15 protein-coding genes and 1 pseudogene are annotated in these 16,729 nt (G+C 70.0%); 6 read left to right on the top strand and 10 right to left on the bottom strand.

The features are described from left to right. The first annotated feature begins 148 nt into the window (after positions 1 to 148). Positions 149 to 634 (top strand): hypothetical protein, encoded by a 486-nt coding sequence (locus A5713_RS23300; protein ID WP_068098544.1) that lies wholly within the window; start codon positions 149 to 151, stop codon positions 632 to 634. 6 nt (positions 635 to 640) lie between these two features. Here the strand turns inward: A5713_RS23300 and A5713_RS23295 are convergent, their stop codons facing one another. The 6 genes and pseudogenes from A5713_RS23295 to A5713_RS29355 form a co-directional block, all read right to left on the bottom strand. After that, entirely contained in the window at positions 641 to 1,321 is a 681-nt protein-coding gene (locus tag A5713_RS23295) for a PAS and ANTAR domain-containing protein (protein ID WP_068098543.1), read from the bottom strand. Then, on the bottom strand, positions 1,306 to 1,671 hold the full coding sequence (locus A5713_RS23290) for a hypothetical protein (protein WP_156752004.1): 366 nt from the start codon (positions 1,669 to 1,671) through the stop codon (positions 1,306 to 1,308). The genes A5713_RS23295 and A5713_RS23290 overlap by 16 nt, the downstream gene beginning before the upstream one ends. 30 nt (positions 1,672 to 1,701) lie before the next feature. Next, on the bottom strand, positions 1,702 to 2,496 hold the full coding sequence (locus A5713_RS23285) for a Mut7-C RNAse domain-containing protein (protein ID WP_082973124.1): 795 nt from the start codon (positions 2,494 to 2,496) through the stop codon (positions 1,702 to 1,704). Next, on the bottom strand, positions 2,493 to 3,584 hold the full coding sequence (locus A5713_RS23280; RefSeq protein WP_068098540.1) for a galactokinase: 1,092 nt from the start codon (positions 3,582 to 3,584) through the stop codon (positions 2,493 to 2,495). Before A5713_RS23280 ends, A5713_RS23285 begins: the two co-directional genes overlap by 4 nt. After that, a complete protein-coding gene (gene galT, locus A5713_RS23275; RefSeq protein WP_369804515.1) occupies positions 3,581 to 4,615 on the bottom strand; it encodes a galactose-1-phosphate uridylyltransferase in 1,035 nt (344 codons plus the stop codon). Before galT ends, A5713_RS23280 begins: the two co-directional genes overlap by 4 nt. Further along, a pseudogene (locus A5713_RS29355) lies at positions 4,589 to 4,660 on the bottom strand (hypothetical protein); the annotation flags it as partial. The gene galT and the pseudogene A5713_RS29355, both read right to left, overlap by 27 nt. Before the next feature lie 112 nt (positions 4,661 to 4,772). Between A5713_RS29355 and A5713_RS23270 the strand changes: the two are divergent. After that, on the top strand, positions 4,773 to 7,022 hold the full coding sequence (locus A5713_RS23270) for an FUSC family protein (RefSeq protein ID WP_082973120.1): 2,250 nt from the start codon (positions 4,773 to 4,775) through the stop codon (positions 7,020 to 7,022). A gap of 79 nt (positions 7,023 to 7,101) precedes the next feature. On the opposite strand, the gene A5713_RS23265 is transcribed toward A5713_RS23270, so the two are convergent. Together A5713_RS23265 and A5713_RS23260 are read right to left on the bottom strand one after the other, a co-directional pair. Next, on the bottom strand, positions 7,102 to 8,493 hold the full coding sequence (locus A5713_RS23265; protein ID WP_068098538.1) for a cytochrome P450: 1,392 nt from the start codon (positions 8,491 to 8,493) through the stop codon (positions 7,102 to 7,104). 59 nt (positions 8,494 to 8,552) lie between these two features. After that, positions 8,553 to 9,425 (bottom strand): alpha/beta fold hydrolase, encoded by an 873-nt coding sequence (locus tag A5713_RS23260; protein ID WP_067917652.1) that lies wholly within the window; start codon positions 9,423 to 9,425, stop codon positions 8,553 to 8,555. Between the two features lie 110 nt (positions 9,426 to 9,535). On the opposite strand from A5713_RS23260, the gene A5713_RS23255 reads away from it, so the two are divergent. The 4 genes from A5713_RS23255 (at position 9,536) to A5713_RS23240 (ending at position 14,459) form a co-directional block, all read left to right on the top strand. Continuing rightward, positions 9,536 to 10,441: an NYN domain-containing protein gene (locus A5713_RS23255; protein WP_068098537.1), complete on the top strand. Its 906-nt coding sequence runs from the start codon at positions 9,536 to 9,538 to the stop codon at positions 10,439 to 10,441. Next, the gene (locus A5713_RS23250) at positions 10,428 to 11,621 is read left to right on the top strand and encodes an MFS transporter (protein WP_068098536.1); all 1,194 of its coding nucleotides are present in this window, start codon (positions 10,428 to 10,430) and stop codon (positions 11,619 to 11,621) included. The genes A5713_RS23255 and A5713_RS23250 overlap by 14 nt, the downstream gene beginning before the upstream one ends. 157 nt (positions 11,622 to 11,778) lie before the next feature. Then, on the top strand, positions 11,779 to 13,017 hold the full coding sequence (locus A5713_RS23245) for a cytochrome P450 (protein WP_068098557.1): 1,239 nt from the start codon (positions 11,779 to 11,781) through the stop codon (positions 13,015 to 13,017). Positions 13,018 to 13,109: 92 nt separating this feature from the next. Next, complete coding sequence (locus tag A5713_RS23240; protein WP_068098535.1) at positions 13,110 to 14,459, top strand: hypothetical protein; 1,350 nt, start codon at positions 13,110 to 13,112, stop codon at positions 14,457 to 14,459. A 6-nt stretch (positions 14,460 to 14,465) separates the two neighbouring features. On the opposite strand, the gene A5713_RS23235 is transcribed toward A5713_RS23240, so the two are convergent. Beyond that, positions 14,466 to 15,374 (bottom strand): alpha/beta hydrolase, encoded by a 909-nt coding sequence (locus tag A5713_RS23235; RefSeq protein ID WP_068098534.1) that lies wholly within the window; start codon positions 15,372 to 15,374, stop codon positions 14,466 to 14,468. Positions 15,375 to 15,511: 137 nt separating this feature from the next. Then, on the bottom strand, positions 15,512 to 16,678 hold the full coding sequence (locus A5713_RS23230; RefSeq protein WP_255398448.1) for a cation-translocating P-type ATPase: 1,167 nt from the start codon (positions 16,676 to 16,678) through the stop codon (positions 15,512 to 15,514). Between the last annotated feature and the right edge of the window lie 51 nt (positions 16,679 to 16,729).

Genomic DNA, 16,729 nt, shown 5'->3' with positions numbered 1-16,729 from the left:
CTCAAAGCACGCATCAGAAGGACGGCACCGCCCGCGTCCCCGCGCGGAAAGCGGTGGTGATTCCGGCCCAGGGACCGGACCACCATCGCACCCTGACCGAGGAAGATGACGCTACGCCGCGCAACCGAACGGGCTTACGGTGAAACCCATGGCAGAACAGTCATATGCGATCGACGCCGGGCACCCGCCGTCGATCCTGCTGCGCTTGGTCAACCCGGTGTTGGGGTTGCTGCTGCGCACGCCGCTGGCCGGCCCCTTCCGCAAGCAGCTGATGGTGCTGAGCTTCACCGGGCGAAAAACCGGCCGGTCGTTCACGATTCCGGTGAGCGCCCACGTCATCGACGGTCAGCTCTACGCGCTGACGGGGGCCGCGTGGAAGCGGAATTTCCGAGGCGGCGCGCCAGCCCGGGTGGTCTACGACGGCGAGACGACCGCGATGCGCGGGGAGCTCATCTCGGACCGCGCTGTGGTGTCCGATCTCTTCCTGCGCTGCGCCGAGTCCTACGGCGTCGCGCGCGCCCAACGCATGATCGGCCTGAAGTTCCGCGACAATCGCATGCCGACGCGGGAAGAGTTCGCCGAGGCGGTCGACCGGATGAACTTGGGAGCGGTCCGCCTGGCTCGCGGCGGCTAGCGACCGCTACTCGGTAGAGCCGGCGGCGCGCAGGTGGGCGGCGAGCAGGCTCTGGTCGAATCGTGAGCGCGACCCGATGGTCTCCTTGGCCAGCTCGGGGAAGTCTTTCGCGATTTGTTCGGCGAGCACGCCCAGCTTCATGTTGCGCACCTGGGACAACGACTTGAGCAGGTTGAACGCCGCCTTCTCGTCTACGCCGTAGACCAGCATCAGCATCCCCTTGGTTCGCTCGATCGCGCCGCGACGGTCGGCGATCTCGGCGACCTGTGCGGTGATGGCCTCCTCGAGCTTGCGGCTCGACGTCGGCGTGACGTCGACGTAGAAGCCGTGGGTGCCGATGACTTCACCGCTGTCGTCGCAGAATTGGTCGCCCACCACGACCACGTCGTGGGTGTTGCCGCGGGTGTCGACGATGCGGTGCCGGGTGCTGAACGGGCGGCGATGCTTGATCATGTCGTCGATGCCTTCGGCCACCCTGGCCCGATCGGCGGGGTGCTTGTGGGACAGCACCAGCTCGGTCGTCGGGGTCACCGTTCCCGGCTCGTAGCCGTGCATGCGGTGCACCTGGTCGGACCATTCCCAGCGTTGATCTTCGAAGTAGAAGCGGAACCAGCCCGCCCGCTGCGGGGTGCCTCCCGCGAGCGCCCGCTCAACCGCCGCCGTCTGGCCGTCTAGATCCCACGCCACGACACACGCTCCGGGTGGGACGCCGACGCCCAATTCTCGGACGACGCCTGCCGGATGGCGTCGCTTTCGTGCAGCCGCAGTGCCGACACGCGGCACAGTTCGCGGGATCGGTCGACCTGCCGCCGCGCGCGTTGCATGGCATCGGCCACCGAACGCTGCAGCGACCCGGCGACGTCCGAGGGCGTGCCGCGGGCCGTCCGCGTGCTGCGCCGAACGGTCTCCCGCAGCTCGGCGGTGCGGCGCGCCGAACGGGCGCGATGAGCCCGCTGCCGACAGGCCGACGTGCAGTAGACGGCGTCGGACCGGGCCGAGAACCCGGCCCCGCACGCGGCGCATGTCATCTCCCGCACATCCGTTACGTTACAGCTGACGCCGGCGCGTTACGGCTGGACCCGGAAAGTACGGGGCGCCGGGCGGTCACCGAGCTGGTCGCGCAGCCTTTGTACGAGCCGGACCAGTCTCGTGTAATGCGACCCGGGCCAGTAAATCCGCCCGCATCCGGCGCACCGGCTGAACGCCTCGTAGTGCTCGCGCGTCAGCGGCTCCAGCTGGTCGATCACCTCGTCCTTGCTCACCGGGGCCAACATGCCGTTGCAGCGCACGCAGCGGGTCAGCGGCGCCAGCCGCCGCCCCAGGTCCAGCCGGCGCAGCACGTCGAGCGCCTGCTCCTCGGGATCGTCGGAGCGGACGAACAGGGCATGCGTGACGGCGCGGCGCTTCAGCAGGCCGCGATCGCGGGTCAGCAGGATCCGGTGCTGTGCGACGCTGACGTCGGCCAGCGTCTTGTCGTCGGCCTCGTTCGACCACCAGACGTCCAACCCGAGCAGGCGCAGCAGCCACGCCAGCCGGCCGAGGTTGACGTCGACGACGAACCGCGGCTCGCGCAACGGAACCGGCCGCAGCCGGGCGGTGTCCCCCACGTCGAGCGCCTCGAAGGTCGGGTAGGCGGCGATGCGGTCGCCAAACCCCGGGCGGTAGGCGAAGTCCCTCGGGGATCCGTTCACCAGGATGAGGTCGACCTCGGTGTGGGGTATGCCCATCGCCTCCAGGACGTCCTTGACGGTCTGGTGTGGCCGGAACGGGCGGCGCACCGTCGTCCCCCGCGACTCGGCCGCCAGGAAGTCGTTGAGTTCGGCGTACACCCGAACTTCGACGTGGCCGGTCGGCTCGTTCACCCACACGGTCCCGCGCCGGCGGCGGCGCGGGTTCGGGTGATGACCGGCTGCGCGAAACCGGCGGAGCCCACCGCACGTCGCACCTCCTCGTCGACCGCGCCGGCGCGGTCGGTCGGCACCAGCGCAATCACACAGCCCCCGAACCCTCCGCCGGTCATCCGCGCGCCCAACGCGCCCGCGCGCACCGCGGTGTCGGCGATCAGGTCGATGTGGTCGGTGGTGATCTCGAAATCGTCGCGCATGGACGCGTGCGATTCGCTGAAGATCCGCCCCGCTTCGGCGAAATCCGAATCATTCAGTGCCGCAACGCAATCCATGACCCTGCGGTTCTCGGTCAGCACGTGGCGGGCCCGTCGGGCGTCGACCGGGTCACGCACCGCTGCCACCGCGGACGGCCCGCGGTCCTGGATTTCGCGCAGCGACGACGCCCCGAGGTCCGCGGCCGCCCGCTCGCACGACGCCCGGCGCGCGGCGTAGTCGCCGCCGGCGTGACTGTGGCGGGCCCGGGAGTCGATCAGCAGCAGCGCGACACCGGCGGAGTCCGGGTCGAAGGCCACCGGCGCGAGCGTGAGGTCGCGAAAGTCGATCAGCAGCGCCGTCGCCGGCCGGCCGAACAGCGCGGCCAGCTGGTCGAGCAGACCCGTTGGGGCGCCGACGTAGTCGTTCTCGGCGCGCTGGGCCAGGCGCGCCTGTTCCTTGGGGTCGATGCGCACGCCGGCGGCAGACGCGATCGCGCCCAGTGCCGCGCACTCCAGCGCCGCCGACGACGACAGGCCCGATCCGATCGGGACGTCGCTGGTGATCCGCATCGCGCCGCCGGGCACCGGGTGGCCCGCCTGTCGCAGCGCCCAGATCACCCCGGCCACGTAGGCGGCCCAGCCGGACACGCCGCCGGGGGCGGTGTCCAGCGGGATGCGCACCGACCCATCCGCGCGGTCGCTGGCCACGGTGACGGCGCCGCCGCGGTCGGGCGTGAACGCCGCCACCGTGCGCTGGGGCAGCGCGATGGGCAGCGCGAACCCCAGGTTGTAGTCGGTGTGCTCGCCGATCAGGTTGATCCGTCCTGGCGCGGCATAGCGGACCGTCATCCCAGCTCGCGCAGCCGCTCGGCCACGCTTTCGGGCGTCACATCGCTGATGAACGCTTCCATCGCGGACTCTGACCCCGCCAGGTATTTGAGCCTGGTGGCGCTGCGCCGGACCGACATCAACTCGACGTGGAAGTAGCCCTCGGCCTGGGAGCCGGTGTCGGTGTATTGGTGCAACGCCGAAATATAGGGCAGCGGTGAGGAATACATTCGGTCGAACCGCCCCAACACGTCGAGGTAGACGCGCGCGAACGCGTCCAGTTCTTCCTCGTCGAGTTCGGTGATGTTGCGCACGAACCTGTTCGGGTAGATGTGCACCTCAACCGGCCAGCGCGCGGCGAACGGCACGAAGGCGGTGAACAGGCCGTCGCGCACCAGGATTCGGCTGCCGTCGGCGACTTCACCGGCCAGTAGGTCACCGAAGAGGTTGGTGCCGTGACGCTTTCGGTGCCGACGCGCCTGGTCCAGCATCACGGCGGTTCGCGGCGTCAGGTAGGGATAGGCGTAGATCTGACCGTGCGGGTGGTTCAGCGTCACCCCGATCTCTTCGCCGCGGTTCTCGAAGCAGAACACCTGCTCGATCCCGGGCGTGTCCGTGAGCTCGGCGGTGCGGTGCCGCCACGCCTCGATGACCAGCCGGGCGTGCGCGGGCTCCAATCCCGCGAAGGAGCCCGTGTGGTCGCTGGAAAAGCAGACCACCTCGCAGCGGCCGTGCCCCGGGGCGGACACGAACCCGTCGCCGGGGGGCGCCAGCGCCGGCCCGGCGCCCGACAGGCTGGGGAAGCGATTCTCGAACACCACGACGTCGTAGTCGGGGGCGGGCACCTCGCTGGTGAGCCCGGTCGGACCCGGGCACAGCGGGCACTGGTCGGCCGGGGGCATGTAGGTCCGGTCCTGGCGCAGCGCGGCGACGATCACCCACTGCCCCGTCGTCTGGTCGAACCGCAACTCGGAGTGCTGCCCGGCGCGCGCCGGCAGCGGCCTGCGATCTTCGACCGGTGCCGGGCGGTGGCCGGGCAGCGCGAAGAACAGCAGCTCACGGCCGTCGGCCAGCTTCGCCCGCGTCGGCGCTGTCACGATGTCGAAGACTAGCTTGGCCGCCGTGACGCCGTTCGGGTAACCATGATGGGTCGGACGCCGGGAAGGGGGCAGGGCGATAACCGGTCTTTACGAACAAGCCGGCAACTGGGTGATCGGTTCGGATCCCGGTTTGCTCCGGCTGCGGATGGCGACGCGGACGACGGCCGCGCTCGGCTGTTCGCTGCTGGCGCTTTCCGTCCTGACCCGGGCGACCGGACAGCCCCTGACCGTCGCCCTGTTGGGCGTCGTCATCACGATGGTCGCGTCGCGATCCGTCAACGAGCCGGACCCGCGCCGGCAGCGGATCACCATGGCGTTGCTGCCGCTGCCCGCCGCCGCGTCCATCACCGCCGCCGCGGTGCTCGCGCCCCACCCGGTGGTCAGCGACGCGGTGTTCGTGGTGGTGGTCTTCACCGCCGCCTACATCCGCCGCTTCGGCGCCCGCGGCCGGGCCCTGGGCATGGTCGCCTTCATGTCCTACTTCTTCACGTTGTATCTGCGCGCGCGCATTTCGGAGCTGCCGTGGATGATCGGGGCGGTCGCGGTGGGCACGGTGTGCACGTTCGTGATGACCGCCTACGTCATGCCCGATCGGCCGGAACGCGTGCTGCGGGCGACCGTCCGGGCGTTGCGGGCGAGGATGGCGATCGTCGTCGACACGACGGCGGAGGCGGTGCGCACCGGCCGCCTCGACGAACGCCGCCGGCGCCGCATGCGGGCGCGCACCCTGCGGCTCAACGAGACCGCCCTGATGGTGCAGAGCCAGATCGAGGACAAGGCGGACCCCGCCCTGCTGTGGCCCGGTGTCACCGCCGAACAGCTGGCCCCGTGGCTGCTGGACGCCGAGCTGGCCATCGAGTGGGTGGCCACGGCCGGCCGGCGGGCCGCCGCGCTGGCGTCGGCGGACCCCGGCGCCATACCCGCCCAGACCCGGGCCGCGCTCGTCGATGCGCTCTCCACGCTGGCTCGGGCCATCCGCCTCCCCGAGCCCGACGGCCTTCGACGCGCCGCCGACCAAGCGCAACGACTGCTCGACGAGCAGTGCCGCCCGGCGGCGGCCCCCGCGGACGACGACCCGGGTGAGGCCGCCGTGCGCCGCCTCGCGTTGGCGATAGTCAACGCCGCCACAGCGACTGCCGACGTGCGGGCCATCGTCGACCGGGCCGCCACCGACGGCCCGCTGGGGACCATGGACAGCGAGCGGCCGCCCGCATCCGGCGACGAACCCGCCCAACCCGGCGAAGAAGCGCAGCCCGCGGGTCTGCGACCGACCACCCGGCAGGCCATCCAGGTCGCCGTCGCCGCGTCGCTGGCCATCGTCGCCGGCGAGCTGGTGTCGCCGGCTCGCTGGTATTGGGCGGTGATCGCCGCGTTCGTCATCTTCGCCGGCACCAACTCGTGGGGCGAGACCCTGACCAAGGGCTGGCAGCGCCTGCTCGGCACGCTGCTCGGTGTGCCGTGCGGCGTGCTGGTGGCCACGCTGCTGGCCGGCGACAAGACCGCCGCGCTCGCCGGGATCTTCGTGTGCCTGTTCTGCGCCTTCTATTTCATGACGGTCACCTACAGCCTGATGACGTTCTGGATCACCACGATGCTGGCGTTGTTGTACGGCCTGCTTGGCCAATTCTCTTTCGGCGTACTGATGTTGCGGATCGAGGAGACGGCGATCGGCGCGGTCATCGGGGCCACCGTGGCGATCGTGGTGTTGCCGACCAACACCAGAGCCGCGATCCGCGACGACACCCGCACGTTCCTGGGCAGCCTGTCGATGTTGATCGACGTGTCCACCGCGACGATGTTCGGCGAAGGCGAGAGCGTGAGCCCGTCCGAGCAGGCGCGCCAACTGGACCGGGACCTGCAGCAGTTCCGGGTCACCGCCAAGCCGCTGCTCGCGGGCGTCGCCGGCCTTGCCGGGCGGCGCAGCATTCGCCGCGCGCTGCGCATCTTCGCCGCCTGCGACCGGTACGGCCGCCGCCTGGCGCGCAGCAGCGAGCAATACCAGGACCGGGTGGGGTCGCAACCGCTGGCCGTCGAACTGGCGCAAGCCTTCTCGGCGGCCGCCGCTCAGACACGGCGCAACATCGACGCGCTGGCCGCGGCCATCGGCACCGGCCGCGGGCCGACCATGATCTCGGCGGCCGACGACCTCGACACCGCCGAGACCCTGGCCCGCCAGCGCGACGGGTCGGCGCATCAACCGGCGCCCGATACCCGGCGATTCCTCACCGCGGTGCACGCGCTGCGCCAGATCGAACGGGCCGTGGTCATCGCGGCCACCAACCTCGGCGGGCGCGAAACCCCCGGCGCCGAATTCCACACCGACGGATTTCAGAGGCCGGGCAGGCACGCGGGGAAATAACACGGCTGATTGAGCCCCGTGCCCGACCTGATCCCGCTGGCCGATCCCGAGCGGCTGTGGTCGTCGTTCATCAACGGCATCAAGCACTGGCAGGTCGATTACCGGGGCGCGCGAACGCCGGTCCCCCGCCAGCGTCGGCGGGGACGTCCCTGATCGCCCGCAGCCGGATGCGGGCGCCGCGATGCGGCACCAGCACCACGAACTTCAGCTGCTGTCGTTCGCCGGGCGCGGTGGTGGTTTCCAGCTCGGCGCGGCGCAGGATCTCGCGCAACACCACCCGCATCTCGACCAAGGCGAAGCCGGCGCCCAGACAGCGGCGGTTGCCGCCGCCGAACGGGAACCAGGTCGTGGGGCTCAGCGCGGCGCCCAGCATCCGGTCCGGGTCGAATCGGTGGGGATCGGGGTAGAGCGAGGCGCTGGTGTGCACCAAACCGATTCCGGGCGCCACCATGACCCCGGCCGGCAGCCGGTAGCCGGCCACGTCGGTCGGTTGGGTGAGCGCCCGGCCGACGTCGAAGACCACCGGACGGATCCGCAGGGTCTCCTTCACCAGCGCGTCGAGATACTCGTCACCGGCCGGATCACCGGCGGCGCTGGCCTCGGCGGCGGCCACGGCCTTGGCCAGCACGGCCGGGTGGCGGGTCAACCGCTCGAGCGCCCAGGACAAACCGTTCGCGGTGGTGTCGTGCCCGGCCACCAGCAGCGTCATCAGCTGATCCCGCAGCTCCTTATCGGACATCGTGCGGTCGGCGTCGTCGGCGCGGACCAGCATGGCCAGCACGTCGGTGCGGGCGGCCAGGTCGGGGTCCGCGCGGCGCTCGGCGATCTCCGCGTAGAGCAGGCGGTCGGCTTCGGCCATGCGCCGGCGCAGCCCGCGCCACGGGAGGCGGCGCTGCAGCTCCGGCTTCGCCAGCGCCAGCGTCGCCCACGGCCCCACGCTGAGCAGCCGCGGCATGATCGCCCGCAACGCCGCGAGCCGGGCCGGGTCGGTGGCGCCGATGACCGTCCGCAGGATCACCTCGAGCGTGATCTCCGACATCTTGGGCGCGACCGCGAAGCTCTTGCCCACCGGCCAGCCCGCGATGTTCGCCGCGGCGATCTCGGCCATCAGCCCGGCTTGGCGTGCGACGGCGTCGCGATGGAATGGCGGCAGCATCAGCCGGCGGCGATCCCGGTGGACGTCTTCGTCGATCACCAGAAGAGAGGTGTCGCCGAGCAGCCCGCTCAGAATGGAATTGGCTTCGCCGGCGTGGAACACGTGCGGGTCGCCGGCGAACACCGCCTTGATGTCGGCGGGGTCGGCCAGATACACCAGCGTGCCCATTCCCGCGACGCGCAGCGTGAACACATCCCCGTACCGGCGACGGCAGGCGGCGACGAAGTGCGACCCGCGGTGCAGCATGAGGGCGGCCTGCACCGCGCGGGGCAACCGTGGCCCCGGCGGCAGCGCCACACCCGCGGTCTTGGGCATTGCCCCAATTTTACGGCCGGCCCGCGCGGTGCGGCGAGAACGATTTTCGGCGCCTCAGGTCACAGCTGCGCCCGTGCGCTGCCCGTTTCGTGGCGGTCGCCGGTCGCGATGAAGTCCTCGATCAGCTCCACCACCTGGCTGGGCGCCTCGACCTGGGCGAAGTGGCCGACGTCGGGCAGGATTTCCAGCCGGGCGTCGGTGCGGGCCTCGTGCGCGGCGTACGCGTGCTCGACGGGAATGATCCCGTCGCGCTCTCCCCAGATCGCCATGACCGGGAGGTCGTCACGCAGCCCCAGCCGGCTGAGCGCGCTGACCGCCTGCCCGCGGTAGTCGACCACCGAGCGCAGCGTCCTGAGGAACGACTGGCGCGTCTCGCCATCCGACAGCGACGAGTAGGCGCTCCAAATCTCGGCCCCCCGCGGCGACTGGATGCCGGCGCTCTTCAACCACGTCCTCAGCCGGTTGCCGACGGCCAGGACGGGCTTCGGCGCGATGATCGGCAGGACCAGCTCGGCCCCGGGCGCCGAGAGCAGCCGCAGCACCCAACCGACGTCGGGCCCCAGGCCGCCGCTGCTGATCAGGATCAGCCGCTTGGCGTAGTCCGGGTGCTGGTAGACGAACTGCATCGCGACCCCGCCGCCGAGCGATTGACCGACCAGGGTGGCCTGGCTGACGCCGAGTTCGTCGAGCAGGTCGCGCAGCCACACCGCGAAGGCGCCCAGCGAATAATCCGTGCGGGGTTTCGCCGATTCGCCGTGGCCGAGCAGGTCCGGGGCGATGACCCGGAACTTCTTCGACAGCGGCGGTATCACCGAGCGCCACGTCTCGGAGCTGCCCGCCATGCCGTGGATGAGCAGCAGCACCTCACCGTCACCCTCGTCGCGGTAGGCGACCCGATCGCCGTGCAGCTCGAGGAACTTCAACTCATTCATGGCCCCGGTGTACCCGTTCCGGCGCCGTTTAGGGACCCGGGCGGGGTAAATCGTGACCGAAAACGCTTCCGGCCACCACAGTGCCGGACGCCTCAGCGATGATTTAGTCCATGACGGAACCGGTCGCGGCCCGCGTGGCCGTCTACCTCGACTTCGACAACATCGTCATCTCGCGATACGACCAGGTGCACGGCCGCAGCTCCTTCCAGCGGGACAAAGCCAAGGGGCTCGACCAGTACGCCGAGCGGCTGGACCGGGCCACCGTCGACGTCGGCGCGATCCTCGACTTCGCGTCCTCGTTCGGGACCCTGGTGCTCACCCGCGCCTACGCGGATTGGTCGGCGGACATCAACGCCGGATACCGCGGGCAGCTGGTGGCCCGCGCCGTCGACCTGGTGCAACTGTTCCCCGCGGCGGCCTACGGCAAGAACGGCGCCGATATCCGCCTGGCCGTCGACGCGGTCGAGGACATGTTCCGGCTGCCCGACCTCACCCACGTGGTGATCGTGGCCGGTGACTCCGACTACATCCCGCTGGCGCAGCGCTGCAAACGGCTCGGCCGGTACGTGGTGGGCATCGGGGTGGCCGGCGCGTCGAGCCGGGCGCTTGCCGCGGCCTGCGACGAGTTCGTCATCTACGACTCGCTGCCCGGGGTGCCGGCGCTCGAACCGGAGCCCGCGGCCACCGACGCCGACGCCGGCGACGCGGCCAAATCACCGAAGCGTCGGGCCGGCCGCGCCAAGGCCGCCCAGCCCGAGGAGTCCGAGCCACCCGACCCGCAGGCCGCCGCCACGGCCCTGCTGACGCGCGCGCTGCAGATCGGCCTGGACAAGGACGACGCCGACTGGCTGCACAACTCCGCGGTGAAGGCGCAGATGAAACGGATGGACCCGTCGTTCAGTGAAAGGTCTTTGGGATTCCGGTCGTTCAGCGACTTCCTGCGTTCGCGCTCCGAGGTGGTGGAGTTGGACGAGACGTCGACGACGCGTATGGTCCGGCTTCGTGCGCCAGAGTGAAGCCCCCTCGGGGCCCCACTGGCTCACCCGCAACGTCCGGGTGCTCTCCGCGGTCTCCTTCCTGCAGGACACCGCCAGCGAGCTGCTGTATCCGCTGCTGCCGATCTACCTGACGGCCGTGCTGGGCGCGCCGCCGTCGGTGGTGGGAGCCGTCGAGGGCCTGGCCGAAGGTGCGGCGTCCATGACCAAACTCGCCGCGGGCCCGCTAGGGGACCGGTTTGCGCGACGCCCGCTGATCGCCACCGGCTACGGGATGGCGGCACTGGGGAAGGTCATCATCGCGGTCGCCGCGGCGTGGCCGGGCGTGCTGGCGGGCCGCGTCGTCGACCGGCTGGGCAAGGGCGTGCGCGGCGCACCCCGGGATGCGCTGCTGGTCGACGACGTGGACGACGCCCTGCGCGGCCGGGTGTTCGGCTTCCACCGCGCGATGGACACCCTGGGCGCCGTCGCCGGTCCGCTGCTCGGGTTGGCCGGCTACGAGCTGCTGGATCACCGCATCCCGCCGCTGCTGTATGTCGCCATCGTGCCCGCGGTGCTGTCCGTGGCGCTGGTCTTTTTGGTGCGCGAGCGGGGCCGCGGCGCCCCGCAAGCGCAGCGGCCGTCCATGTGGGCCGGTGTGCGCTCGTTGCCGCGACCGTACTGGCGGGTGACCGCGCTACTGGTGGTCTTCAGCATGGCGAACTTTCCCGACGCCCTGTTGCTGTTGCGCCTCAACGAGATTGGCTTCTCGGTGGTGGGGGTGATCCTCGCGTACGTCGGATACAACGCGGTGTACGCCCTGGCCAGCTACCCGGCCGGGGCGCTCGCCGACCGCATCGGCAGGCCGGCGCTGTTCGGCCTCGGCCTGACGTTCTTCGCCGTCGGTTACATCGGGCTGGGGCTGACCACCGACATCGTCACCGCCTGGCTGCTGATCGGCGCCTACGGATTGTTCACCGGCTGCACCGACGGCGTCGGGAAGGCCTGGATCTCCGGCCTCGTCGATCAGCCGCATCAGGCCAGCGCGCAGGGCGTGTTCCAGGGCGCCATCGGGCTGGGCGTCCTGGTGGCGGGCTTGTGGGCGGGCTTGCTGTGGGGCACGAACGGTCAACTTCCACTGCTCATTTCGGGAATCACCGGTGGCGTGTTCGCGGTCGTGTTGATCGGCGGCCGGCTGATCGGCGGCGGGAGACGCGGGTAGCCGCCGCGCGAGTGGCCACACACACATCCCCTGCTGTATGGCGGACTTCCGAAGAACGCCCGCGGCAGCCCAGCAAAGTCGTTGACAGCCCCCGGGCCCGGCCATACATTGTGTGAAAGTTGTCGCGACTGGTTCGCGCAACCCCGAGGAGACCGCCATGGCCGTCGGTACCGCTCCCACAAGCGTTTTCGATGCCGATCTGCCGACGCTGGCGTACGGCGCGGAGGAGACCCCGGCCGAGGTCTATCCGCGGCTTCAGGAGGCGCAACGACGCGCGCCCGTCGCCCTCGGACCGCACGGACCCGAAGTCCTGTCCTACCGCCTCGTCCGCGCCGTGCTGCGCGATCCTCGCTTCCAGATCCCGCCCGGGATCAACCTGCTCGTCCAGGGCGTCACGTCGGGTCCGTTGTGGGACAAGGTGGTCAACAGCCTGCTCTGCCTGGAAGGCGACGCGCACCACCGGCTGCGCAGCCTGACCTCCAAGGCGTTCACGCCCCGCGCGACCCTGAGGTTGCACGACACCATGGTCTCGGTGATGAACGAGCTGATCGATGACGTCATCGACGCGGGCCGCTGCGACGTCGTCACCGACCTCGCCCGCCCCTACCCCGTTCCGATCATCTGCGCACTGCTCGGCGCGCCGCGCGAGGACTGGCAACGGTTCTCGTCGTGGGCGGACGACGTCTTCAAAGCCTTCAGCTTCAGCGTGGACCTCCGCGAGGTCGAGCCGGTCGTGATGGCGGCGTGGCGGCAGCTCGACGACTACGTCGACGACATGGTGGCGCGGCGGCGGCACAGCCTGACCGATGACCTGCTCTCCGACCTGATTCGAGCCGAGGACCCGACTCTTCCAGGCGACCGCCTGAGCACCGCCGAACTGCGGATGCTCGCGGGCGGCCTGCTGCTGGCCGGGACGGACACCACCCGAAACCAGGTGGCCGCCTCGGTGCACGTGCTGTGCGAGCACCCCGAGCAGTGGGGCCTGCTCAAGGCCCACCCGGAGCTGGCGATGCGCGCCGTCGAGGAGACCATGCGCCATTCGCCCATCGCGTGCGGAACCCTTCGGCTGGTGGTCGAGGACGCCGAGCTGGACGGCTACCTGTTCCCCGCCGGCGCGATGGTGCTGGTCAACACCGCCGCGGCCAACCGCGACCCGGCCGTGTACGCCGATCCCGACCGGGTCGACATCACGCGTGCGGGGGCGCCGCCCATCTTGACCTTCGGCGGCGGTGTGCACTACTGCCTGGGCGCCAACCTGGCCCGCCGCGAGATCGCCGAGGCACTGAACGTCATCGCCGGGCGCCTGCTCGACCCGCGCACCGCCGGGCCGGTCCCGTGGAAGCCGATGGTCAGCCTGAGCGGCCCGAAGAGCCTGCCCATCGAGTTCGACCGATAAACGGGGTGTGACGAAGACCGCCCGACACAAGTCGCGGTTGCCCCCGGCCCGCTTTACGCTCGTTGGTTACACGAACTTAACGGGGGTTTTCGATGCGGGCAGTTGCGGGGCAAAGCGCGCCCAGATTCGGGCGTGCCCTCTTCGCGTCGGTCACCTGCCTGGCGGTGGCGTCCTGCTCGGCGACCGCGTCACCGCCCGCGGCGGCGCCGAGGACCTCGACGTCGACCGGTAAGGCGGCCACCCGCCCGGCTCCCGCGCCGCCCCCGGTGACGGGTCCGCTGGAGAAGGACTGGAAAACCTACGGCGCGACGGCGTACTTCGGTTGCCCCGAGAAGTTCTCCCCGGGGACGTCGGCGCTCGAGGCGATTCGGCCCAAGGTATTCGATACGAAAACCGGGCAGTATGTGGCGCCCGGGGCCCCGACGGTGCCCGCCGGAGAGAGTTTGACCGGTGCCGTCTGCGCGTTGACCGGCACGGCCGACGACATGAAGGTCGTCTATCTGGTGACGACCGTCAAACCGGCGCACGGGCCGAACCCCGAGGTCGCCAAGGCCACCGCGTACGCGTTCGACCTCAAGACCAGCCAACCGTTGGTGACCAAAGAGCTGCAGCCGCCGAACCCCGGCCTGAAGCTCACCCCATCGAACGACTGGACCCTGGCCGCGACCGCGTCGGGCGTGGCGTGGGTGAACGCGTTCACCGACGGGCACGGCGCCCCCTCGCCGCCGCGGACCGTGCTGCTGTCCGGCGCCGATCTCGCGCCGATGTGGGACGACCCGCAGCCGGGCCACGCATGGCAGGACGTGCTCTCCTTCCAGCGAAACACCGACGCCACCAAGGCGTCGGGGGCCGAGCTGCGCCGTCCGAGCGGTGAAGCGCTCTACCAGGACAACGACATCTGGACGGTCGACAGTGAGTTGTCCGACGGCCCGGACAAATTGGTGAAGATGACGCATTGGGATTCCTACAACCCGCCGGTGGTCTCGACGATGTTCTATGACCTCAACGGCAAATCCGTCATCAAAGTCGGCGATTCCGAGAAGATTTCGGGCGGCGGCTTGTCGGCCACGTTGTCGGACGGGAAGTTGTTCGTCGACGGCCGTAACTCCGACAATTCGCAATTCGGCTTCGGCGTGTGGAACCTGCGGACCCAGCAGTGGGACTTGCTGAAGACGCGCGACGACGCGAAGAAGATGCCGATCGCCAAATTGGCGTTCTTCGAAGACCACCTCTACATCACCAACGTCGGCAACACGTTCGCCGTCCTCGCGTTGCCCGCCACCGATCCGGTCGCGACCACCTGGTCCGTCCGGCCCTTCGCGCGGATATCGGGCTGGACCCTGGTGTGCCGCGGCGAGAATGCCGCTGCCCTCAACGGCGACTGCAAGGACATCGTGATGGTGCAAGACCAGGACGGCCACTTCCCCGGCCCGTGGACGTGAGCCTCGTCAGGACTGCGGGATCAGTTGGCGGCGCAGAAACTGCGCCTGCACCGAGCTGATCTCCTCGAAGAGGGTTCCCGTGTACACGTCGAAGTGCCCAACCGGATAGCGTTGCAGTTCAACGTGTTTCATCTTCGACGCGATACGCACGGCGAACCTGGGCGACGCCTGCAGGTCGTGATCCCCCACGCACATCAGCACCGGCATCCCCAGCCTTTCCGCCGTGCCCTTCCGGTAGCGCGGCAGGGCGAAGAGCATGCGGGGAGCCAGCGCGTTGCGCCAGCCGACGGCTTCACCGCCCAGCGCCTCGAACGCGGCCTTCGCTTCGGGCTCGGTGAACACCGCGACCTCGCCGGGATCGGCGACCACGGGGACCAGATACGGCTGCTGCCCCAACGTCGCGCCCACCACGTCGCGCAACGCGGCGGCGGTGAACTGCACCGTCCGCCAAGTGACATCCCAATTGAGGCGCTCGCCGAGCCTGCGGCCGCGGTGCCAGCCGTCGATCAGCGGTACCTGCGCCACGACCGCGGCGATGTCCGGGTCGGTGGCGGCCACCGCCAGCACGTGGCCGCCGCTGAGCGAGGTTCCCCACAACGCGACCCGACGCGGATCGATGTCGTCGCACGCGCGCGCGTATCGCACCGCCGCCCGGTAGTCGTCTTGTTGCGCCGCGACGTCGATGACTTGCCTGGGCTCGCCGCCGCTGGCGCCGAAATTCCGGTAGTCGAACGCCAGCACCGCCAGGCCCGCCGCGGTGAACTTCTCCGCGTAGGCCGGCAGGCCCAGGCGCTTGGTGGCGCTGCCGCCGTGCCCCATCACCACGCAGGCCAGCCCGCCGCCGGCGGTCGCGGGCCGGTAGAGATCGGCCACGCACCGCACCCCGCCGGAGTCGAAGGACACTTCCTTCAGCATTGACACGTTCGTTCCGCTCTGAGTCGGTACACCGTGCTTTCAATCTGCACCTCCCGAGGAGCAGTGACCAGGACCAAGAGCAACAGTTCCCGGTGACCTAGGCCCCTACTGAACGGGGCGCGTACAACTCGAAGCCGTCAGCGCCGCGCTGTGGTCGCTTTATAGACCTCGAACCATGCGACGCCGATGAACCCGGCTGACACGGCGACGACCCAGTCGCGCGGCGCGATCGGACCGAAGTTGAAGGCCCGGCGCAGTCCGGGCACTGTCAGCACCACGATGAGCAGCGCAGCCGCCGCGCCCAGTATCCACTTCAGGGCGCGGTTGCGCCGCTCCCGGAACGTTCGCCAGATCGGCAGCCGCCATGACCGATTCACCAGAATCAACGCAAGATTGCCGACGACGAGCGTGGCGAACGTCACCGAGCGGACCACATTGTCAGGGCGATGGTCAAGCACTGCCCACAAGTAAACGCCGAGGCTGACGACCAGCATCGAAACCCCTTGCAGCACAGCGATCGCCAGTTTGCCTGCACCGAACATCGGCTCGTTCAGCCCGCGCGGCGGCGAATCCATGATCTCCGGGTCGATCTCCTCGGCTTCGAACACCACCGAGCAGGCGGGATCAATGATGAGTTCGAGGAAGGCGATCTGCACGGGCAGCAGCACAAGAGGCCAGCCGACCACGAAAACCGGGACCAGGGACATCCCCACGATCGGCAGGTGCACGGCGATCACATAGGACATCGCTTTTCGTAAGTTGTCGAAGACGCCGCGGCCCTGCCGCACTCCGCCGACGATCGACGTGAAGTCGTCATCGGTGATGACAAGCCCGGCGGACTCGCGGGCGACGTCGGTGCCGCGTCCCCCCATTGCGATGCCGATGTTGGCCGCGCGCAAGGCCGGGGCGTCATTGACGCCGTCACCCGTCATCCCGACCACTTCACCGTTGGCCTGCAGGGCGCGGACGAGTTGAAGCTTCTGCTCCGGCACCATTCGCGCGAAGACACTGACCGACCGGATGTGGCGAGCCAACTCATCGCCCGGCATCGCCTCGAGGTCGCGGCCGGTGATGCAGCCGGCTTCATGGTCCAAGCCGATGTCGCGGGCGATCGCCAGAGCGGTGCCGGGGTAGTCGCCGGTGATCATGATGGTGCGGACGCCCGCATGCCGGCATTCGGCGACCGCAGCTGCCACGCCGGGCCGCACAGGGTCGTTGAGGCCGGCCAGCCCAAGGAATTCGAACTCGAAGTCGTGCTGTTCGGACGGTAACGCTGTGTCGGCATCGAAGTGGGCGCAAGCCACCGCCAGGACCCGCTGGCCGCCGGCCGTGGCCTGTTCGACGTCGGCGGTGAG

Source organism: Mycobacterium sp. E2497 (assembly GCF_001668695.1).
Lineage (GTDB): Bacteria > Actinomycetota > Actinomycetes > Mycobacteriales > Mycobacteriaceae > Mycobacterium.
Note: the sequence above shows the minus strand (reverse complement) of the source record. Positions and strands in the feature narration are given on the sequence as shown.